Origin of the sequence: Nocardioides sp., from assembly GCF_050699375.1 — a bacterium.
Classification (GTDB): Bacteria; Actinomycetota; Actinomycetes; order Propionibacteriales; family Nocardioidaceae; genus Nocardioides.
The window spans coordinates 1-16,863 of the sequence record NZ_JBOHDN010000073.1 but is presented as its reverse complement, the minus strand read 5'-3'; the positions used below and the strand labels follow the sequence as shown (position 1 = coordinate 16,863).

Below are 16,863 nucleotides of genomic sequence, written 5' to 3'. Positions count from 1 at the left end.
GGCATGATGGGACACATGGCTGACCCACGCGCTGGAACGCTCGCCACGCCCGCCGACCTGGTCGACGTACCTCACCTGGTCGCGTCCTATTTCAACCTGCAGCCCGACCCCGAGGATCCTGCCCAGCAGGTCGCCTTCGGCACCTCTGGGCACCGTGGCTCCTCGCTCAAGTCAGCCTTCAACGAGACGCACATCCTGGCCACCACCCAGGCGATCGTCGACTACCGGACGTCCCAGGGGATCGACGGACCGCTCTTCATCGGGCGGGACACCCACGGCCTCTCCGAGCCGGCCTGGGCGACCGCGCTGGAGGTGCTGGTCGCCAATGACGTACGCGTCCTGGTCGACGACCGCGACGGCTACACGCCCACGCCCGCGGTCTCGCACGCGATCCTTCATGCCAACTCCGGGCGGCTGTCGGGCGCCGGTCTCGCCGACGGCATCGTCGTCACCCCGTCGCACAACCCGCCCAGCGACGGCGGCTTCAAGTACAACCCGCCCCACGGCGGCCCCGCGGACTCCGACGCCACCAAGGTCATCGCCGCCCGTGCCAACGAGCTGATCCGCGCCGGCCTCGCCGGCGTGAAGCGAGTGACCTTCGCTGCCGCGAGGCGGCAGGCGGAGGCGTACGACTTCCTGGGCTCCTACGTCGACGACCTGCCCAACGTGGTCGACCTGGCCGCCATCCGCGAGTCCGGGGTGCGGATCGCGGCGGACCCGCTCGGAGGCGCGTCGGTGGCCTACTGGGCCGAGATCGCCGAGCGGCACAAGATCGACCTCAATGTGGTCAACGAGCTGGTCGACCCGACCTGGCGCTTCATGCCGCTGGACTGGGACGGCAAGATCCGGATGGACTGCTCCTCGCCCAGCGCCATGGCCGAGCTGGTGCGCTTCCTGGCGGACACCCCGGAGTTCGACATCGCCACCGGCAACGACGCCGACTCCGACCGGCACGGGATCGTCACCCGCGACGCCGGCCTGATGAACCCCAACCACTTCCTCGCGGTCGCGATCGACCATCTCTTCGGCGGCGCGCGCCCGGACTGGCCTGCGACCGCGCGGATCGGCAAGACGCTGGTCTCCTCCTCGATGATCGACCGAGTGGCCGGCGCGCTCGACAAGCCCCTGGTGGAGGTTCCGGTCGGGTTCAAGTGGTTCGTACCCGGCCTGATCGACGGCTCGTTCGGCTTCGGCGGCGAGGAGTCCGCGGGCGCCTCGTTCCTGCGCTTCGACGGCTCGGTGTGGACCACCGACAAGGACGGCATCATCCTCGCCCTGCTCGCCTCCGAGATCCTGGCGCGGACCGGGAAGTCCCCGTCGCAGCGCTACGCCGAGCTGGTCGCCCAACTCAATCCAGGGCAGCACGGCGAGCCGGCGTACGCCCGCATCGACGCCCCAGCCTCTCGCGAGGAGAAGGCCAAGCTCGCCGCCCTCTCCCCCGATGCCGTCACCGCCACCACCCTGGCCGGCGAGGAGATCACCGCCAAGCTCACCGAGGCGCCCGGCAACGGCGCGGCGATCGGTGGCCTGAAGGTGACCACCGAGTCGGCCTGGTTCGCCGCCCGCCCGAGCGGGACCGAGGACGTCTACAAGATCTATGCCGAGTCCTTCCGCGGACCCGACCACCTGGCGAAGGTCCAAGAAGAGGCAAAGGCAGTCGTATCCGCTGCGTTGAGTTAGCAGCGCCCCTGTAACACGTCGTTCGTAGTACTACTCGCCCTATCAGAACGACCGGATAGTCCTACGAACAGCGTGTTACATGCTCGAGGGCGACCCCGTCAGCGGGCCCAGGACGGGTTAGCGGCGTCCTCCCGCACCGTCACGTTGACCCGGTTGAAGAGGTTGTGGGTGGCGATGCAGAGGACCAGGGCGGCGGTCTGCTTCTCGTCGTAGTGCTTGGTGACCTCGCGCCAGAGCTCGTCGGGGACGGGGTCCTCGGAGTCGGCGAGGCGGGTGACGGCGTCGGCCAGGGCGAGCGCCGCCTTCTCCGCCTCGTCGAAGAACGGCGACTCCCGGAAGGCGGCGAGGCCGACGATCTTCTCGATCGGCAGTCCGACCTCGGGGATGCGTACGGCGTGGCCCTGGAGGCAGGCCGCACAGCCGTTGAGCTGGCTCACTCGGATGGCGACCAGCTCGGTCGTGGTCTCGGGGAGGCCGCCCTCGGCCACGGCGGCCAGAAGGTTGCCGATGCCCTTGTAGGCCTGCGGGATGACAGCTGCTGGGTTCTTCATTCGGTTGCTCATGCCATCCCTGACCCGTCGGGCCGGACGGATGTGACAGGTCGGAGCAAGAAAAGTTCTTTCACCGGATCGGTCACATCTGCTCTGCTTCACGTGTCGGGTCTATGAGGACCGTGGACCGAGAGGACAGAAGATGCAGCAGGAGTGGCTGGCCGAGCGCTTCGAGGACGAGCGACGGCACCTGTTCGGGGTCGCCTACAGGATGCTCGGGTCGACCGCAGAGGCCGAGGACGCCGTGCAGGAGGCCTGGCTCCGGCTGAGCCGGAGCGAGACCGATGAGATCGACAATCTCGGCGGCTGGCTGACGACAGTGGTGGCGCGCGTCTGCCTCAACATGCTGCGCACGCGCAAGACCCGCGGCGAGGTCTCCCTCGAAACCGCTCCGGTCGAGTCCGGGCTGCCGGATCCAACGGTCGTCCTCGACGAGGCCGGACCGCAGGATCCGGCCGAGCGGGCGGTGCTCGCCGACTCGGTCAGCATCGCGCTGCTGGTCGTGCTCGACCAGCTCTCCCCGGACGAGCGGCTGGCGTTCGTACTCCATGATCTCTTCGCCGTGCCCTTCGACGAGATCGCGACGATGCTCGACCGCTCCTCCGACTCGACCCGGCAGCTGGCGAGCCGGGCGCGGCGAAGGGTCCGAGGACGTACGCCGGAGAACAACGTCGCCGCGCAGCGCGAGGTGGTCGACGCGTTCTTCGCCGCCGCCCAGGACGGCGATCTGGCCCGCCTGGTCGGCGCGCTCCACCCCGATGTCGTCCTCCGCGCCGACATCGGCTCCGGAGTCACGACCTACCGCGGCGCCGAGAAGGTGGCGGGCAACGCCGTCATGTACGCACACGCCGACCGCATCACCCACGCGGCCCTCGTCAACGGCGCCGCCGGCGTGGCGATCACCCTCCACGGGAAGCTGTTCAGCGTCATGGGCTTCACGGTCGTCGACGGCAGGATCACCGAGATCGAGGCGTACGCAGCACCGGACCGCATCGCGGTCCTCGCGAGCACCCTCGGCCTCGAGTCAGCCCATTCCTGAGCGCTCGGGACAGGGGCCTCAGGCCGCCTGGCGGCGCGGGCGGCCGCGGCCGCGCTTGTAGGTCACGACCTGACCCCGCTCGATGATCTCGCCACCCCAGACACCCCAGGGCTCGGAGCGAGCCAACGCGCCGGAGAGGCACTCACGCATCACCGGACAGTCGAGGCAGCGATCTTTGGCCACCTCGAGGGCGGCTGGGGACTCTGAGAACCACAACGCAGAGTCGTCTCCGTGGCACGGCAGGCCGGTTGCGTACAAGGGCGGGATGATCTCCAAGGGCACCCCTCGAGAATCTGCGCCTGAGGTAGGCCCGCACATCGGGCAACTACCTTAGATCGCCCCTGAGGCCCACCTCCGGCCCCCTATGTGGCTGCGTGAGCCCACCGCGTGGTTCAAGGGAATCGTGTCGTTTCGGACTCGTGATTCGCGTTTGCACAACCCCGCATCGCAAATCTCTCTACGATGCGAAATCGCCGCGACCTGACGCGGCAATTCCCGAGAGGAGCAACCCGTGAAGCTCGGAAAGCAAGGAATCACCCTTGCGCTCGTCGCGGCTGGTCTGGTGGTCACACCGATCGCAGCCATCGCCGCGGAGCCGGACCCCAGTGTCATCGACCGGCTCAAGGCCGATGCCGACCAGACGGTCACGCTCAAGAAGGAGGGCGCCACCGGCCAGATCGGCTTCGTGTCCACCAAGGGCGACCTGCTGCCCGACGTCGCCGCCGACAGCAAGTCGAAGGCCGCGGCCAAGGCACGCAAGTATCTCGACACCTACGCCCCGGTCTTCGGGGCCAAGGCCGACCAGCTCGACCAGTCGAAGGTCAGCACGACCCCGGCCGGCTGGACGGTCGAGTTCAACCAGGCGTACGACGGTGTGCCGGTCTTCGGCGGCACCCTGAAGGCCCACGTCGACAAGGCCGGCGACCTCACCTCGGTCAACGGCTTCGCCGCGCCGAACCTCGATCTGAGCACGACCCCGACCTGGTCGAAGGCGAAGGCCAGCGCCAAGGCGCTCGAGCTCGTGAGGGCGAAGCCGGCCGACGCGCATGCCGACAGCAAGGTCAGCACCAAGGGCGTCGAGGTGGTCAAGGCCGACCTCAACGTCTACCGCATGGGTGCCACCCAGGGCGTGGACGGCAAGAGCCTGCTCGCCTGGGTCATCGAGGTCTCCAACAAGACCACGGTGCGCGAGACGCTGGTGATCGACGCCAACAGCGGCAAGCCGGTCAACCGCTACTCGATGCTCCACTCGGCCAACGAGCGCGAGCTGATCGAGAAGCACAACACCCCCGACACCGGCGACGACGCGACCGTCTGGGTCGAGAACGACGCCTTCCCGGGCACCCTCGACCAGGACCAGCAGAACGAGGTCGCCACGACCGGTGAGTCCTACTGGCTCTACCAGAACACCTTCGGCCGCGACTCCTATGACGGTGCCGGCGCGAAGATGATCACGGTCAACAACGACCCGGCGATCTCGTGCCCCAACGCCAACTGGAACGGCGCGACCACCAACTACTGCTCCGGTGTCACCTCCGACGACGTGGTGGCCCACGAGTGGGGCCACGCCTACACCGAATACACCTCCGGCCTGATCTACCAGTGGCAGCCGGGTGCGCTCAACGAGGCGTACTCCGACATGTGGGGCAACACCGTCGACTTCCTCAACACGCGTGAGAACACCACCGACGACGTGGCCCGCAGCGGCGACAACTGCTCGACCTCCAGCCCCGCGAAGCTGGCCTTCGAGATCACCGCTCCGGCCGAGATCGCCGGCCCCTGCCACGTCGCCGCGGCGGGCTGGAATGCCGCCGACGCGTACGCCACCCCGGTGAACGCAGAGGTCATCGTCGCCCGTGACGCCGCCGACACGACCGGGCCTTCGGAGACCGACGGCTGCACGGCCTACACCAACGCCGCCGACGTCGCCGGCAAGTACGCCTTCGTGGACCGGGGCACCTGCTCCTTCCAGATCAAGGCGGACAACGCCGTCCTCGCGGGCGCCGCGGGCATCGTGGTGGGCAACAACGCCGCCGGGCTGCCGATTCCGATGTCGGGCGTCTCGACGATCCCGGGCGTGATGGTCGATCTCGACAGCGCGAACAGGATCAAGTCCGCCTCCAGCGCCGTCAACGCGACCATCTCGACGGGCGCGGGCGAGAGCGACGAGTCCGTACGCTGGCTGATGGGTGAGGACTCCACCGCCTTCGGCGGCGCGATCCGCGACATGTGGAACCCGACCTGCTACGGCGACCCGGGCAAGGTCAGCGACCTGGAGTACCACTGCGACACCACCGACTCCGGCGGCGTGCACTCCAACTCCGGCGTCATCAACCACCACTACGCCCTGCTCGTGGACGGCGGCGCCTACAACGACGTCACCGTCGCGGGCATCGGCCTGGACAAGGCGGCCAACCTGATCTGGCACGCCCAGACCAACTACCTGACGCCGACCTCGGGCTTCCCCGAGTACGCCCAGGCGATGGTCTCCTCGTGTGCGGACCTGACCGGCGCGACGACGCTCAAGCAGCTCACCCTGGGAACCTCGACGCCGCAGACCGGCGGCGGCGAGACTCCGGGTGGCGCGGCCGAGGCGGCGGCGCTCGAGCCGATCACGGCTGACGACTGTGCGGCGGTGACGGCGGCCAACACGGCCACCGAGCTCGCCGACGAGCCCGTCCAGTGCAACTTCGGTCCGCTGCTCGACCAGAACACCCCCGCGCTGTGTGGCGAGGGCACCAACGAGGTCGCCACCTACACCGAGGACTTCGAGAACGGTCTGTCCGGCTGGACCCAGGACGCCGAGGCTCTGGTCGCCGGCAACGACTACCCCTGGGAGGCCCGCGGCGACATCGAGGGCAACTCGACCGGCGTGGCCTGGGGGCCGGACCCGGTCGAGGGCGCATGTGGCGACGCGACCGGTGACATCACCAGCCGCAACGGCCTGATCTCCCCGGAGATCACCGTGCCCGCCGGCCAGACGCCTCGACTCACGTTCGACCACTCGGTGCGCACCGAGTCCGGCTGGGACGGCGGCAACGTCAAGGTGTCGGTCAACGGCGGCGACTTCGCACTCGTCGACCAGGCGGCGTACCTCTTCAACGCCCCGGGCGGCACGCTCGGCGCGGGTAGCGGCTACATGGAGAACGAGCCTGCCTGGACCGGCACCGACGGTGGCAAGTTCACCGGCGAGTGGGGTACGACGATCGTCGACCTCGACGCTCTCGCCAACGCCGGCGACACCGTGCAGTTCCGCTTCGACATGGGTCGCGACGGCTGCAACGGCATCGCCGGCTGGGCCGTCGACAACGTGTCGGTGAGCTACTGCACCGACAAGGCCGTCCCGGACATCTCCGCCACCTCGCCGAAGCGCGGCAAGGTCGAGATCACCGTCGATGGTGACCGCGCCTCCGGCACGATCACCGTCGCCGAGGATGGCCACCGCGTTGGCACGTTCCGCCTCAAGAAGGAAGAGGCGACCTTCCACGCACGCAAGGGCACGCACACCTACGAGGTGGCGTACTCAGGCGACAGGAAGAACGAGGCGACCACCGAGACGGTGACCGTCAAGGTCCGGTAGTCCATCTCACCGCAGGCCCCGCTGGATTCCGGTCCAGCGGGGCCTGTCTCTGCCTAGACTCACCACCCATGCGCGGAACGATCCTGACCATGGGCGGTGGCGGCTTCTCGATGCCGGAGGTGCATGGGCGGGAGTTCTCGCCTCTCGATGCGTACCTGACGCGGCTGAGCGGCAAGGAACGGCCCAAGATCTGCTTCATCGCGACCGCGAGCGGGGATGCGGACAGCTATCACGACAAGTTCCTCGCTGCCTTTGCGGAACGGGCCGACGTACGGATCCTGTCGCTGTTCAACAAGGCACCCGAGGAGCACGCCCTCCCGATCTCGGAGCTCGAGCAGATCCTCGATCAGGACATCGTGTACGTCGGCGGCGGGTCGACCGCCAACCTGCTGGCGCTCTGGAGGCTGCACGGGCTGCCCGCGCTGCTGGAGAAGGCCGCCGCGGGCGGGACGATCCTGGCGGGGATCTCGGCGGGCGCGAACTGCTGGTACGAGGCGTCCTCGACCGACTCGTTCGGCCCCACCGCGCCGCTGGCCGACGGACTGGGGTTCCTCCCCGGCTCCTTCTGCCCGCACTATCTCGGCGAGGAGGACCGGCGCGAAACGTACGTCCGGTTCGTCGGCTCCGGGGCGCTGCCGGCCGGTTATGCGGCCGACGACGGCGTCGCGCTGCTGTGGCGCGACGGGGAGCTCGTCGAGACCGTCGGAGAACGGTCGGACGGGGTGGCGTACGCCGTCGGGCGGGACGGTGAGGTCCCGCTCGACGTACGCAGGCTCGATCAGGGCAGGTAGAGCAGGCCGTACGTCGCCAGATGGCAGACCGCGAACAGCGCGGGCGCCCACACCTCGACGTTGCTCATCGGCAGGTAGCGCGAGCTGTCGCGGCCGAGCCCGACGGCCGACCACTCGGCAACACCCGGCGCCGCGGGGAGCTGCTTCTCGAGGTGGGTGATGACGGAGTACTTCCCGCTCGCCATCTGCCGGTAGGAGCGGACGATCCAGAACCAGCCGAGGCACGTGCCCAGCGCCGCGACGAGCGCGACGGAGAAGAGCCACGGCCGCTCGGGTGCGTTGGCCAGCAGGGCAGTGCCGGCGACCAGGGCACCGAGGTTGACGACCAGGAAGAACGCGCTGGTGAGCGTGCGCCGGACGCTGAGCCGCTCCGCCTCGGCTGCGTACAGCTTGTACTGGTCGAAGAGCACCGCGCGGTCACCGCTGGAGAGCACGTCGGGCGGAAGCACCCAAAGACCCTCGGCGAGGGCCGAGGAGTTCGGCTGGCTTTGGGTCACATAGCTACGCACCACGCTGCTCGACGCGGTTCCGGGGATCAACTCATTCTCCATAGTGGCTAGTTGTCTACCGGTCCGTAGGCGGTGCTGTCCATACGACGTTCGTCACCGTGGTCGAGGTGTGACCCGGGCGTGGGCCAACGGCCGAACTATGTCAGGGCTCGCAGCGCGGCCGCGGCCTCGTCGACGCACTCCGGCAGGCTGAGGTCGGTGGCACCGGATACCCACCGGGAGAAAGCCGTCACGAAGACGGCCACGGCGCTGTGAGAGGCCAACCCGGCGGTCGGCTCGCCCACTCCTCGCTCGGCGAGCGCCACCTGAGCCGCGATCGTCATCGTGGCCATCTTGAGCAGCTCACGCTCCCGGAGAGCGGGGGTGGTGTCGATGATCCGAGCACGTTCGGCCGCCTGCTCCCGGCTGCGCACCGCATCGAGCCCGACCGCTGCCTCACGTACGCCGGCGAGCACCATCTGCAGCGGCGTCGCCCCCTCGTCCGCGGCGGCGATCGCCTTGGTAACCGTCTCGTCGAGAGGGTTCGGGCCGACGAAGAGCACCTCGCGCTTGTCGGCGAAGTGTCGGAAGAAGGTGCGCTCTGTCACCCCCGCGCGGGTCGCGATGTCGCTGGCGGTCGTCTTCTCATAGCCGACCTCCGCGAACAGCTCGAGGGCAGCGGCCAGCATCCGACCACGCGCGTCCGGTTCCCAACGACCCATACGCCCATCCTACGTGATGTCAGTTCATGACATCACGTGCTATGGTTGATGTCAGTCACTGACATGAAGGGAACTACCATGAACGTCTTCATCACCGGAGCCTCGGGCTGGATCGGCTCAGCAGTCACCGACGAGCTGCTCGCGAACGGGTACGCCGTCACTGGGCTGGCACGCTCCGACGAGAGTGCCGCCGCCCTGGAGAAGAAGGGCGTCGAGGTCCACCGCGGCTCGCTCGACGACCCCGCCTCGCTCGCCGCGGCCGCCAAGGCGGCCGACGCCGTCATCCACCTGGCCTTCAACCACGACTTCGACAACTTCGCCGCCGCCGGGCAAGGCGAGCACGACGCGGTGAAGGCGATGCTCGACGCCCTCGAGGGCAGCGGGAAGGCCTTCCTGTTCGCCAGCGGCACCGCCGGCGCCAGCGGCGCCGTGCCCGGCACGGCGACCGAGGACGACCCCAGCCCGTTCCACGGGCGTGACTCGATGCGCGGCGGCGCCGAGAACCTCGCTCTCGGCTACGCCGAGAAGGGCGTACGCCCCGTGGCGCTGCGCTTCCCGATCGTCCACGGCCGCGACGGAGACCCGGGCTTCGTCGCCTACCTGGCGCAGGTCGCCAGGGAGCGCGGCGTGTCCGGATACATCGGGGACGGCGCCCACCCCTGGGCCGCCGTCGACCGCACCGACGCCGCACGTGCGGTGCGCCTGGCGCTGGAGAAGGCACCGGCCGGGTTCCGCGCCCACGTGGTCGCCGAGGCCGGGGTCCCCACCCGCGAGATCGCGGAAGCGCTCGGCGAGCGGCTCGGGCTGCCGACGCGGTCGGTCAGCCCTGAGGACGCCGGGGCCCACTTCGGCTGGATGGCGATGATGTTCGGCACCGGCACCCGGGCCACGTCCGAGATCACCCAGCGCACCCTGGGCTGGACGCCCACCGGCCCGACGATGTTGGACGACATCGCCGCCGGCGCGTACGACGTGTGACAGATAGGACGGGACGTTCTTGTCGGCCTACCGGCAGGTAACCGACAAGAACGTCCCGCCGTATCTTCTAGACAGCCTTGCCGACCGAGGCCGCACCGGCAGCCTCGAACTCCTTGAGGAGCCGGCGACGCGTACGGGTGTCGCCCCGGACCACCTTGATGAGCTTGCCGAGCTGCGACGGAGCGTTCTTCACGTTCGTCGACTCGAGGAACCCGTTGGGCAGCGAGAGGCGCAGGACCTTGTGCCACGCGGAAGCGACCTGCTGCGGCATCGGAGCGGTGTGGTAGTTGAGGCCGTACTTGTCGAACAGCGCACGGACCCTCGGGGCGATCTCGGCGTAGCGGTTCGAGGGCAGGTCCGGGAAGATGTGGTGCTCGATCTGGTGGGACAGGTTGCCGGACATGAGGTGCAGGAACTTCGAGCCGGAGATGTTGGCCGAGCCGAGCATCTGGCGGACGTACCACTCACCACGGGTCTCGTTCTCCGGGATGTCCTTGAGCTCGAAGGTCTCCACACCCTCGGGGAAGTGACCGCACATGATCACCGAGTGGGTCCAGACGTTGCGCGCGAAGTTGGCCGTGGCGTTGGCCAGCAGCGTGGTCGGGCCCGACAGCGTCACCATCGAGAGCAGCGGGTGGGCGACGTAGTCCTTGAGCGCCTGGCGGCGGATCTTGGCGACGGTGTTGCGCGCCATCTGGTGCCAGCCCTCGGGCATGTCGCGGCCGCTCTTCTTGAGGCGGCGCATCTTGCCGAGCTCGAGGTCGTAGGCCGCGATGCCGTACTCGAAGATGCACATGTTGATGAAGTTCATCAACGGCTGCGCGAGGCTCGCCGGCATCCAGCGCTGCTCCTCGTCGACGCGCATGATGCCCCAGCCGAGGTCGTTGTCCTTGCCGACGATGTTGGTGTAGGCGTGGTGCAGCTCGTTGTGGCTGTGCTTCCAGCCCTCGCTGGTCGAGGCGTTGTCCCACTCCCACACGGTCGAGTGGATCTTCGGGTCACGCATCCAGTCCCACTGACCGTGCATGATGTTGTGGCCGATCTCCATGTTGTCCAGGATCTTGGCGATCGAGAGACCGACGGTGCCGACGACGAACGCCGGCGGGAAGATGCTCGCCAGCAGGACGGCGCGGGACCCGAGCTCCAGCGAACGCTGGACCTTGATGACCTTGTGGATGTACGCCGCGTCCCGCTCACCACGGGTATCGAGGATGTCCTGGCGGATGGCGTCGAGCTCACGGCCGAGCTGCTCGACGTCCTCACGGGAGAGGTGGGCGATCGGGCCGGTGTAGGCCGGGGCTTCGGGGGCGATAGTCATGTCAGTCTCGCTCTCGTGTGGGGGTCAGTGTCGATCAGGCGGGGTGGTCGATGACGCACTCGCCGGCGGCGGCGGAGATGCAGGTCTGGATGGGTACGCCCTCGGGGCCGGTCTCGCCCGGGCGCGCGACGGTGAGCTCGCCGTTGCGGAGGTCGCGGACGGCGCCCTCCTTCATCGGGAGCACGCAGCCGAAGCAGATGCCCATGCGGCAGCCGCTCGGCATGAGGACGCCGGCCTCTTCGGCGGCGTCGAGGATCGGCCTGTCACCAGGTGCGTCGACGGTCTTGCCGGTGAAGGCGACGGTGCCGCCCTCGCTGGTCACCACGGTGGCCAGGCGGAACTGCTCGGTCTGGAGCGGCAGCCCCTCGTCGTCGTACCAGGCCTGGAGGTTGTCGAGGAGACCGGCCGGACCGCAGGCGTACGCCTTGCGCTCCTTCACGTCGGGGACGAGCTCGGTGAGGGTGTCGATGTCGAGGCGGCCCTCGGTGCCGGAGTAGCGGGTGACGAGGCGGATCGCGCCCGCCTCGGCGAGGGACTCGAGGTTGCGGATGAAGATCGAGTCGGGACGGCTCGGGGCGACGTGCACGACGGTGACGTCGAGGCGCTGATGCTGGACGACGCCCTCGTCGGTGACCGGGAAGAGGTTGCGCAGCATCCCGATGACCGGGGTGACGCCGGAGCCGGCGGTGACCATCAGGAACTTGTGGCCGCGCAGGTCGCTGGGCAGGACGAACTCGCCGGCGGCCTGCTCGAGGTGGACGATCTTGCCGGGGCGCAGGCGACGCACCAGGTGGCTGGAGACCTTGCCGTCGGGAACGGCCTTGACGGTGATCGAGATGAGGCCGTCCCTGCGCGGGCCATGGGTCAGCGAGTAGGCCCGCCAATGGCGGACACCGTTGACGTCGACGCCCACCCGGACGTACTGACCGGGCGTGTGGCCCTCCCAGTCGGCGCCCGGCTTGATCTCGATGGTGGCCGCGTCGGCAGTCTCCGGCGTCACCTTGACGACGCGTCCTCGCAGGTCAGCGCCGGGTCGGAGCGGGTTGAAGATGTCCAGGTAGTCGGCCGGAGCCAGTGGGGTCGCGATCGTCTCGGCGACCTCCCACGCCTTGCGCGAGAAGCGCTCCCGCAGAGCGGGTCGCCTGACCTCGCCTGGGGCGAGCAGGGCGGGGGACGTGGACATCTGAACCATGTCTTCCATGATGCTATATGTGCGAGGTAAACTCCTGTGTCAGCGACGTGAATCTGATAGGCGGATTTGTACGTGACGAACAAAAGTTCCCGAGATGCCCTGACGCTATCCTCCTACGACGTCCATCTGACGCCCGAGATCGTCGCGTCGATCCGGAAGGTGCTGCCCCGGGTCAGCGACGAGGTCGTGGCGGCGATCACCGCGGAGGTCCCTGCCTATCGTGACGCCTTCTCGGGGCCGATGGGCGAGACCATCCGCACGGCCGTGGGCATCGCACTGGGCGGGTTCCTCTCGCTGGCCTCGGTCGACGAGCTTCCCGCCGACGTCGCGACCGCCACTCCCCCGGCTCTCGAGGGGGCGTACGGGCTCGGTCGCGGGGAGGCGCGATCGGGTCGGACGACGGAGGCCCTGCTGGCGGCGTACCGCATCGGTGCCCGGGTGGCGTGGCGCGAGCTCTCCAGCAAGGCGGTAGAGGGCGGGATGGCGCCGGAGGGACTGGTCGAGTTCGCGGCCCTGGTGTTCGCCTGGATCGACGAGATCTCGGAGGCCTCGGCTGCCGGGCACGCCGACGAGCGCGCCACCACGGGGCGGGTGCAGCGGCAGCTGCGTGAGCGACTGGCCAGGCAGCTGCTGGCCGAGGCGGCCCCGGAGGAGCTCGACGACGCGGTGGCGCGGGCCGAGTGGACTCCACCGAGCACGCTCACCGCTCTGCTCGTGCCCAACCCTCAGGTCGGCTCCATCCTGGCCAAGGTCAACCAGGCCACCTTGGAGCACGACGACCTGCGCGACCTGGACGACTACACCCTGCTGCTCGTGCCCGACGCCCACGGCCGGCGGCGACGCGCGTTGATGAAGGCGCTGGAGGGTCGCCGGGCGATCGTCGGACCGGCCAAGCCCTGGCGGGAGGCCCGGGTCTCCTACGAACGCGCCCGCCGCGCACACTTCGCCGGTCTCGACTCCGACACCGAGCAGCACCTGGTCGAGCTGGTCCTCTCCGCCGACGCCGATGCTCGCGAGGACCTGCGCGCGCAGGTTCTCGCGCCCCTGGCCGACCTACGCCCGGCCACCGCCGAGAAGCTGACCGAGACGCTGCGCTCCTGGCTCCTCCACCAGGGCCGGCGCGACGAAGTGGCGGCCGAGATGTTCATCCACCCGCAGACCGTCCGCTATCGGATGGGGCAGCTGCGAGAGGTCTACGGCGACCGGCTCGACGACCCCGCGATGGTCCTCGCCCTCACGGTCGCCCTGGGCTGACCACCTCGAAGCCGAGCTTCTCGGCGACCCGGGCCATCTGGTCGTCGTACGTGATGACCTGCTCGACCGCCTCATCTCCCTCTGCCTCGTCCTGAAGGATCAGAGCGGTGCCGAGGTGGATCGAGTCGAGAGCCTTCAGGTGGAACTCGATGTCTTTGGCAGCCTCGAGGACCTCGGGGAAGATTCCCACCAAGCCAACGTCGGACAACACTGCTTCGACGGTCGCCGGGTCCAGGCGCTCGCGGCGGGCGATGCGGGTCAGCTCGACATCGAGCAGGACGGATGAGATGACGGTGTCGCCACGAGCGATCAGAGCAGCCAGGTGCTCGTCCAGCGCATCGGACTCGGCCTCATCCGCGAACCGCTTCGCCATGGCCGAGGTATCGACGTAGACAAGCATCAGATCTTGTCCGCCCGGATCTCCGCGAGGATCTCGTCGGTCGACCTCGACAGCTTCACACGCCTGACCGGAGTGAGCCGACCACTTGTATTCTTCGGCGCCTTGATGTGGCCGAGCATCTCGAGCTGTTTGAACCTGCTCGTCGGTGCCGGCACCAACATCGCCACAGGACGGCCGTGGTCGGTCACGATCAGCGACTCACCGGCTTGGACACGCCTCAGCACCCTGCCTGTCTGCTGGTTCAGCTCACCCACCCGCACTTCGCTCACACAGCCAGGTTAACCCAGCGGTTAGTATTTTCTACGGGATCGCCTCGGGGTCCAGATAGAGGCAGAACGGATGACCCTCCGGGTCGAGCATGACGCGTACGTCGTCCTGGGGCTGGAAGTCTGCGACCCGCGCGCCCAGCTCGGCGGCGTCCTCGACGGCCACAGCCAGATCGGTGACGCCGACGTCCAGGTGGACCATCTGCTGCTGGGCATCGGGCTCGCTCGGCCAGACCGGCCGCCGGTAGTGGCGGTCCAGCTCGAAGGCGAGGTTGCTGTGGGTGCCGTTGCCTGACGGGTCACGGATGAGCACGGTGGCGTACGCCGGTTCGGAGCTGCTGACCTCCCAGCCGAACAGGTCCGCATAGAACGCGGCGAGCGCGGGTGGGTCGGTGCAGGCGAGGTTGACGCCGATCCATCCGGTGGCGCCGCGGATCCCCGCCATCTCACTCGCCGTCCCGTGGGTCTTCACCGACGAGTCCGTCGATGGACTCGCGGATGAGGTCCGCGTGACCGGTGTGACGGGCGTACTCCTCGATCATGTCGGCGACGTAGCGCCGGGCGTTGGCCTCGACCTGCCAGTCGGGATTCGTGGCGAGGGTGTCCCAGCCGTCGCGGCCGAGAGCGTCGGCGATGGACTGGCGCGACCTCGCGACGGCACCTTCCCAGAGCGCCATCAGACCATCGGCGGTGTCATCGGCCTCGGTCTTCCAGTCCCAGTCCGCCTGGCGCGGGTCATACTGCGCCCACACCTCCGGGTAGCCCTTCCCGGCGAGGATCGCGGTGAAATAATGATCCTCATAGAACGCCGCGTGCTTGAGCAGCCAGCCGAGCGTGATCCTCGACGGCTCCAGCCGCTGCCGCAGCTGCTCGTCGGTCAACCCGCCACACTTCCAGGCGAACGTACGCCGGATGCGATCGAGCGTGCTGAGCAGCGTCCCCGTCTCGTCCATGACCGGCGTCATCTCGACCGGCCGGGTGACATCGGTAGTGGTCATGCCCGTCACGCTAGGCCTGGTTCCGGACGTACGCCTTCCGGTTGCCCGAGCTCGTCGAGCCAGGTCGCGAGGATCGTCGTCACGCGGCGAGCCTGTGGTCGAGGAGTACGTTGCGCAGCCTGAGCTCTGCTCGGGACAGGGGTGGCGGGTGTTGTCCCCAGGTGTCGGGTGGTGGGCTGGTGTAGGTGTGCCCGGTGGGTGTGATCGTGATGATGCTGCCGTCGGGTCCTGGTCTGGCCTGCCAGCCGATCGCCTCCTTGGCCTGATTACACCTTTCGCACAGACCTTGGAGATTCTGGGCACTGGTGGTGCCGCCGTCGGCGTGACGTTCGACGTGGTCGATGTTGCGGATCGGGGCATCACATCCGACGGTGCGGCAGATCCCACCGTCGCGGGTGGTGATGAACTCGGCGAGCCCGTCGGGTGCTTTGCGGGAGCGGGACTCCATCGCGACGAGCCGGCCGGCGGGGTCGGTGAACAGGCGCCGGACGAAGACATCGGCTTCGGCGAGTGCCTCACGGACCCAGGTCGCGGGGACGGGTCCATAGCCCTCCACGAAGGCGGGCTGGTCGCTGTCGTTGGTGAGGGCGTCGGCGCTCATCACGACCTTGACCTCGATCCGGGGCCTCGCGTCGGTGGTTTCGCGTCCGGTGACTCGGTTGACGAGGGTGTCGGCCATGACCTGGCCCCGGGTCCGCCCATCCCCGGCAGCCTGAGCGGCCTTCGCGGCCTGGTCGAGCGCGGCGTAGACCGCGACCCCGTCCTTGACCGGCAGCAACCCACCGAGCCAGGTCATGGTGTCCGGTGCGGGCCGGAGGCTGACCCGCCGGTCCTTCTCCGCGTTCGCGATCCGAGCGACCACGGATGCTTGGTCGAGGCCGATCGCGAGCTTCTTGGTGGCGTTCTCGAGCTCCTTGAGCCCCATCGACACCGCTTTCGGTGCCGCACCGTTCTCACCGGAGGCACAGAGCTCGTAGTCGATGACCCGACGATCCTCCAACGACAAGCACGCGGTCTCGCGGGCCACGATGGTGGCCTGCCACTGCGAGAACCGCCCGGCCTTCATCAACGCCAACGTGTGCGGCATCTCGGAGACCAGGATCTTGGCGAGCCCGAGCAGCTTGGCCCCTCGAGCCGGTGAGACCCGCCGCGCCAACGCCACCTGGGAGGCCACCCCTTCCCCGAGCCTGCGGGCAGGAACCCCAGCCGCAGCGTGACGTTCCCGAGCGTGTTCCTCGAGCCGTACCGAGGCTTCTGCCTGCACCGCCTCCGCCACACACTTGACCTCTTCGAGCCGCGCGATCCAGTCGACCAGCACACCCTCGGACACACCAGCAGGCGGCCCGGCGAGTAGCTGGTCAACGGTCTCGTTCATACCCAGCATTATACGCCGAAACGGCCACCGACGCGACCCATTTATGCAGGTCAGTCCCCTGTTATGCGGTCAGCGAACAAGTCTCGTGCCGTTGCGCCACACTCTCGCCGCCGCCCCGATACAGGCGAAATCTTTCTCGATCGCGTGCCGGGTCCAGGACCGCAAAGCGGCCGGCGAAGCCGGCGCCCGAAGGGCGTCCTTGACGCGGCACGCGATCGAGAAACAATCAAG

At 68.6% G+C, this 16,863-nt stretch carries 17 protein-coding genes; 6 read left to right on the top strand and 11 right to left on the bottom strand.

Annotated features, from left to right (window positions below; genetic code table 11):
- Nucleotides 1-15 precede the first annotated feature (15 nt).
- The gene (gene pgm, locus ACRDPS_RS04915; RefSeq protein WP_431500510.1) at nucleotides 16-1,680 is read left to right on the top strand and encodes a phosphoglucomutase (alpha-D-glucose-1,6-bisphosphate-dependent); all 1,665 of its coding nucleotides are present in this window, start codon (nucleotides 16-18) and stop codon (nucleotides 1,678-1,680) included.
- 98 nt (nucleotides 1,681-1,778) lie between these two features.
- On the opposite strand, the gene ACRDPS_RS04910 is transcribed toward pgm, so the two are convergent.
- Nucleotides 1,779-2,231: a carboxymuconolactone decarboxylase family protein gene (locus tag ACRDPS_RS04910; protein WP_431500509.1), complete on the bottom strand. Its 453-nt coding sequence runs from the start codon at nucleotides 2,229-2,231 to the stop codon at nucleotides 1,779-1,781.
- A gap of 142 nt (nucleotides 2,232-2,373) precedes the next feature.
- On the opposite strand from ACRDPS_RS04910, the gene ACRDPS_RS04905 reads away from it, so the two are divergent.
- On the top strand, nucleotides 2,374-3,270 hold the full coding sequence (locus ACRDPS_RS04905) for a sigma-70 family RNA polymerase sigma factor (RefSeq protein ID WP_431500508.1): 897 nt from the start codon (nucleotides 2,374-2,376) through the stop codon (nucleotides 3,268-3,270).
- A gap of 18 nt (nucleotides 3,271-3,288) precedes the next feature.
- Here ACRDPS_RS04905 and ACRDPS_RS04900 read toward each other — a convergent pair whose 3' ends face one another.
- Nucleotides 3,289-3,588, bottom strand: a complete 300-nt coding sequence (locus tag ACRDPS_RS04900; protein ID WP_431500507.1) for a WhiB family transcriptional regulator — start codon at nucleotides 3,586-3,588, stop codon at nucleotides 3,289-3,291.
- A gap of 193 nt (nucleotides 3,589-3,781) precedes the next feature.
- On the opposite strand from ACRDPS_RS04900, the gene ACRDPS_RS04895 reads away from it, so the two are divergent.
- Together ACRDPS_RS04895 and ACRDPS_RS04890 are read left to right on the top strand one after the other, a co-directional pair.
- Nucleotides 3,782-6,850: a M4 family metallopeptidase gene (locus ACRDPS_RS04895; protein WP_431500506.1), complete on the top strand. Its 3,069-nt coding sequence runs from the start codon at nucleotides 3,782-3,784 to the stop codon at nucleotides 6,848-6,850.
- 68 nt (nucleotides 6,851-6,918) lie between these two features.
- Nucleotides 6,919-7,641 carry a Type 1 glutamine amidotransferase-like domain-containing protein gene (locus ACRDPS_RS04890; protein ID WP_431500505.1) on the top strand — a complete coding sequence of 241 codons (723 nt, stop codon included), beginning with the start codon at nucleotides 6,919-6,921 and terminating at the stop codon, nucleotides 7,639-7,641.
- Here ACRDPS_RS04890 and ACRDPS_RS04885 read toward each other — a convergent pair.
- Together ACRDPS_RS04885 and ACRDPS_RS04880 are read right to left on the bottom strand one after the other, a co-directional pair.
- Nucleotides 7,629-8,138: a RipA family octameric membrane protein gene (locus tag ACRDPS_RS04885; RefSeq protein WP_431500504.1), complete on the bottom strand. Its 510-nt coding sequence runs from the start codon at nucleotides 8,136-8,138 to the stop codon at nucleotides 7,629-7,631. The genes ACRDPS_RS04890 and ACRDPS_RS04885 overlap by 13 nt on opposite strands.
- 149 nt (nucleotides 8,139-8,287) lie before the next feature.
- The gene (locus tag ACRDPS_RS04880; protein WP_431500503.1) at nucleotides 8,288-8,851 is read right to left on the bottom strand and encodes a TetR family transcriptional regulator; all 564 of its coding nucleotides are present in this window, start codon (nucleotides 8,849-8,851) and stop codon (nucleotides 8,288-8,290) included.
- Nucleotides 8,852-8,929: 78 nt separating this feature from the next.
- Between ACRDPS_RS04880 and ACRDPS_RS04875 the strand changes: the two genes are divergently transcribed.
- On the top strand, nucleotides 8,930-9,829 hold the full coding sequence (locus ACRDPS_RS04875) for an SDR family oxidoreductase (RefSeq protein WP_431500502.1): 900 nt from the start codon (nucleotides 8,930-8,932) through the stop codon (nucleotides 9,827-9,829).
- Nucleotides 9,830-9,896: 67 nt separating this feature from the next.
- On the opposite strand, the gene ACRDPS_RS04870 is transcribed toward ACRDPS_RS04875, so the two are convergent.
- Nucleotides 9,897-11,147 (bottom strand): fatty acid desaturase family protein, encoded by a 1,251-nt coding sequence (locus ACRDPS_RS04870; RefSeq protein WP_431500501.1) that lies wholly within the window; start codon nucleotides 11,145-11,147, stop codon nucleotides 9,897-9,899.
- A gap of 34 nt (nucleotides 11,148-11,181) precedes the next feature.
- A complete protein-coding gene (locus ACRDPS_RS04865) occupies nucleotides 11,182-12,330 on the bottom strand; it encodes a ferredoxin reductase (protein ID WP_431500500.1) in 1,149 nt (382 codons plus the stop codon).
- A gap of 81 nt (nucleotides 12,331-12,411) precedes the next feature.
- Here ACRDPS_RS04865 and ACRDPS_RS04860 point away from each other — a divergent pair, with 81 nt between their 5' ends.
- Nucleotides 12,412-13,593: a PucR family transcriptional regulator gene (locus tag ACRDPS_RS04860; protein WP_431500499.1), complete on the top strand. Its 1,182-nt coding sequence runs from the start codon at nucleotides 12,412-12,414 to the stop codon at nucleotides 13,591-13,593.
- Here ACRDPS_RS04860 and ACRDPS_RS04855 read toward each other — a convergent pair.
- The 5 genes from ACRDPS_RS04855 to ACRDPS_RS04835 all read right to left on the bottom strand — a co-directional run bounded on the left by ACRDPS_RS04855 (nucleotide 13,574) and on the right by ACRDPS_RS04835 (nucleotide 16,632).
- Entirely contained in the window at nucleotides 13,574-13,993 is a 420-nt protein-coding gene (locus ACRDPS_RS04855; protein ID WP_431500498.1) for a type II toxin-antitoxin system VapC family toxin, read from the bottom strand. The genes ACRDPS_RS04860 and ACRDPS_RS04855 overlap by 20 nt on opposite strands.
- Nucleotides 13,993-14,262: a type II toxin-antitoxin system Phd/YefM family antitoxin gene (locus ACRDPS_RS04850; RefSeq protein WP_431500497.1), complete on the bottom strand. Its 270-nt coding sequence runs from the start codon at nucleotides 14,260-14,262 to the stop codon at nucleotides 13,993-13,995. Before ACRDPS_RS04850 ends, ACRDPS_RS04855 begins: the two co-directional genes overlap by 1 nt.
- 31 nt (nucleotides 14,263-14,293) lie before the next feature.
- Complete coding sequence (locus ACRDPS_RS04845; RefSeq protein ID WP_431500496.1) at nucleotides 14,294-14,704, bottom strand: VOC family protein; 411 nt, start codon at nucleotides 14,702-14,704, stop codon at nucleotides 14,294-14,296.
- 1 nt (nucleotide 14,705) lies between these two features.
- Nucleotides 14,706-15,257: a DinB family protein gene (locus tag ACRDPS_RS04840; protein ID WP_431500495.1), complete on the bottom strand. Its 552-nt coding sequence runs from the start codon at nucleotides 15,255-15,257 to the stop codon at nucleotides 14,706-14,708.
- 79 nt (nucleotides 15,258-15,336) lie between these two features.
- Complete coding sequence (locus ACRDPS_RS04835) at nucleotides 15,337-16,632, bottom strand: DUF222 domain-containing protein (RefSeq protein WP_431500494.1); 1,296 nt, start codon at nucleotides 16,630-16,632, stop codon at nucleotides 15,337-15,339.
- Nucleotides 16,633-16,863: the final 231 nt, after the last annotated feature.

Bases quoted from the DNA above. Each gene is read 5' to 3' on its own strand.
- pgm (WP_431500510.1), top strand. From the start codon at position 16: ATGGCTGACCCACGCGCTGGAACGCTCGCCACGCCCGCCGACCTGGTC.
- ACRDPS_RS04910 (WP_431500509.1), bottom strand. From the start codon at position 2,231: ATGAAGAACCCAGCAGCTGTCATCCCGCAGGCCTACAAGGGCATCGGC.
- ACRDPS_RS04905 (WP_431500508.1), top strand. From the start codon at position 2,374: ATGCAGCAGGAGTGGCTGGCCGAGCGCTTCGAGGACGAGCGACGGCAC.
- ACRDPS_RS04900 (WP_431500507.1), bottom strand. From the start codon at position 3,588: ATGTGCGGGCCTACCTCAGGCGCAGATTCTCGAGGGGTGCCCTTGGAG.
- ACRDPS_RS04890 (WP_431500505.1), top strand. From the start codon at position 6,919: ATGCGCGGAACGATCCTGACCATGGGCGGTGGCGGCTTCTCGATGCCG.
- ACRDPS_RS04880 (WP_431500503.1), bottom strand. From the start codon at position 8,851: ATGGGTCGTTGGGAACCGGACGCGCGTGGTCGGATGCTGGCCGCTGCC.
- ACRDPS_RS04875 (WP_431500502.1), top strand. From the start codon at position 8,930: ATGAACGTCTTCATCACCGGAGCCTCGGGCTGGATCGGCTCAGCAGTC.
- ACRDPS_RS04870 (WP_431500501.1), bottom strand. From the start codon at position 11,147: ATGACTATCGCCCCCGAAGCCCCGGCCTACACCGGCCCGATCGCCCAC.
- ACRDPS_RS04865 (WP_431500500.1), bottom strand. From the start codon at position 12,330: ATGTCCACGTCCCCCGCCCTGCTCGCCCCAGGCGAGGTCAGGCGACCC.
- ACRDPS_RS04855 (WP_431500498.1), bottom strand. From the start codon at position 13,993: ATGCTTGTCTACGTCGATACCTCGGCCATGGCGAAGCGGTTCGCGGAT.
- ACRDPS_RS04845 (WP_431500496.1), bottom strand. From the start codon at position 14,704: ATGGCGGGGATCCGCGGCGCCACCGGATGGATCGGCGTCAACCTCGCC.
- ACRDPS_RS04840 (WP_431500495.1), bottom strand. From the start codon at position 15,257: ATGACCACTACCGATGTCACCCGGCCGGTCGAGATGACGCCGGTCATG.
- ACRDPS_RS04835 (WP_431500494.1), bottom strand. From the start codon at position 16,632: ATGAACGAGACCGTTGACCAGCTACTCGCCGGGCCGCCTGCTGGTGTG.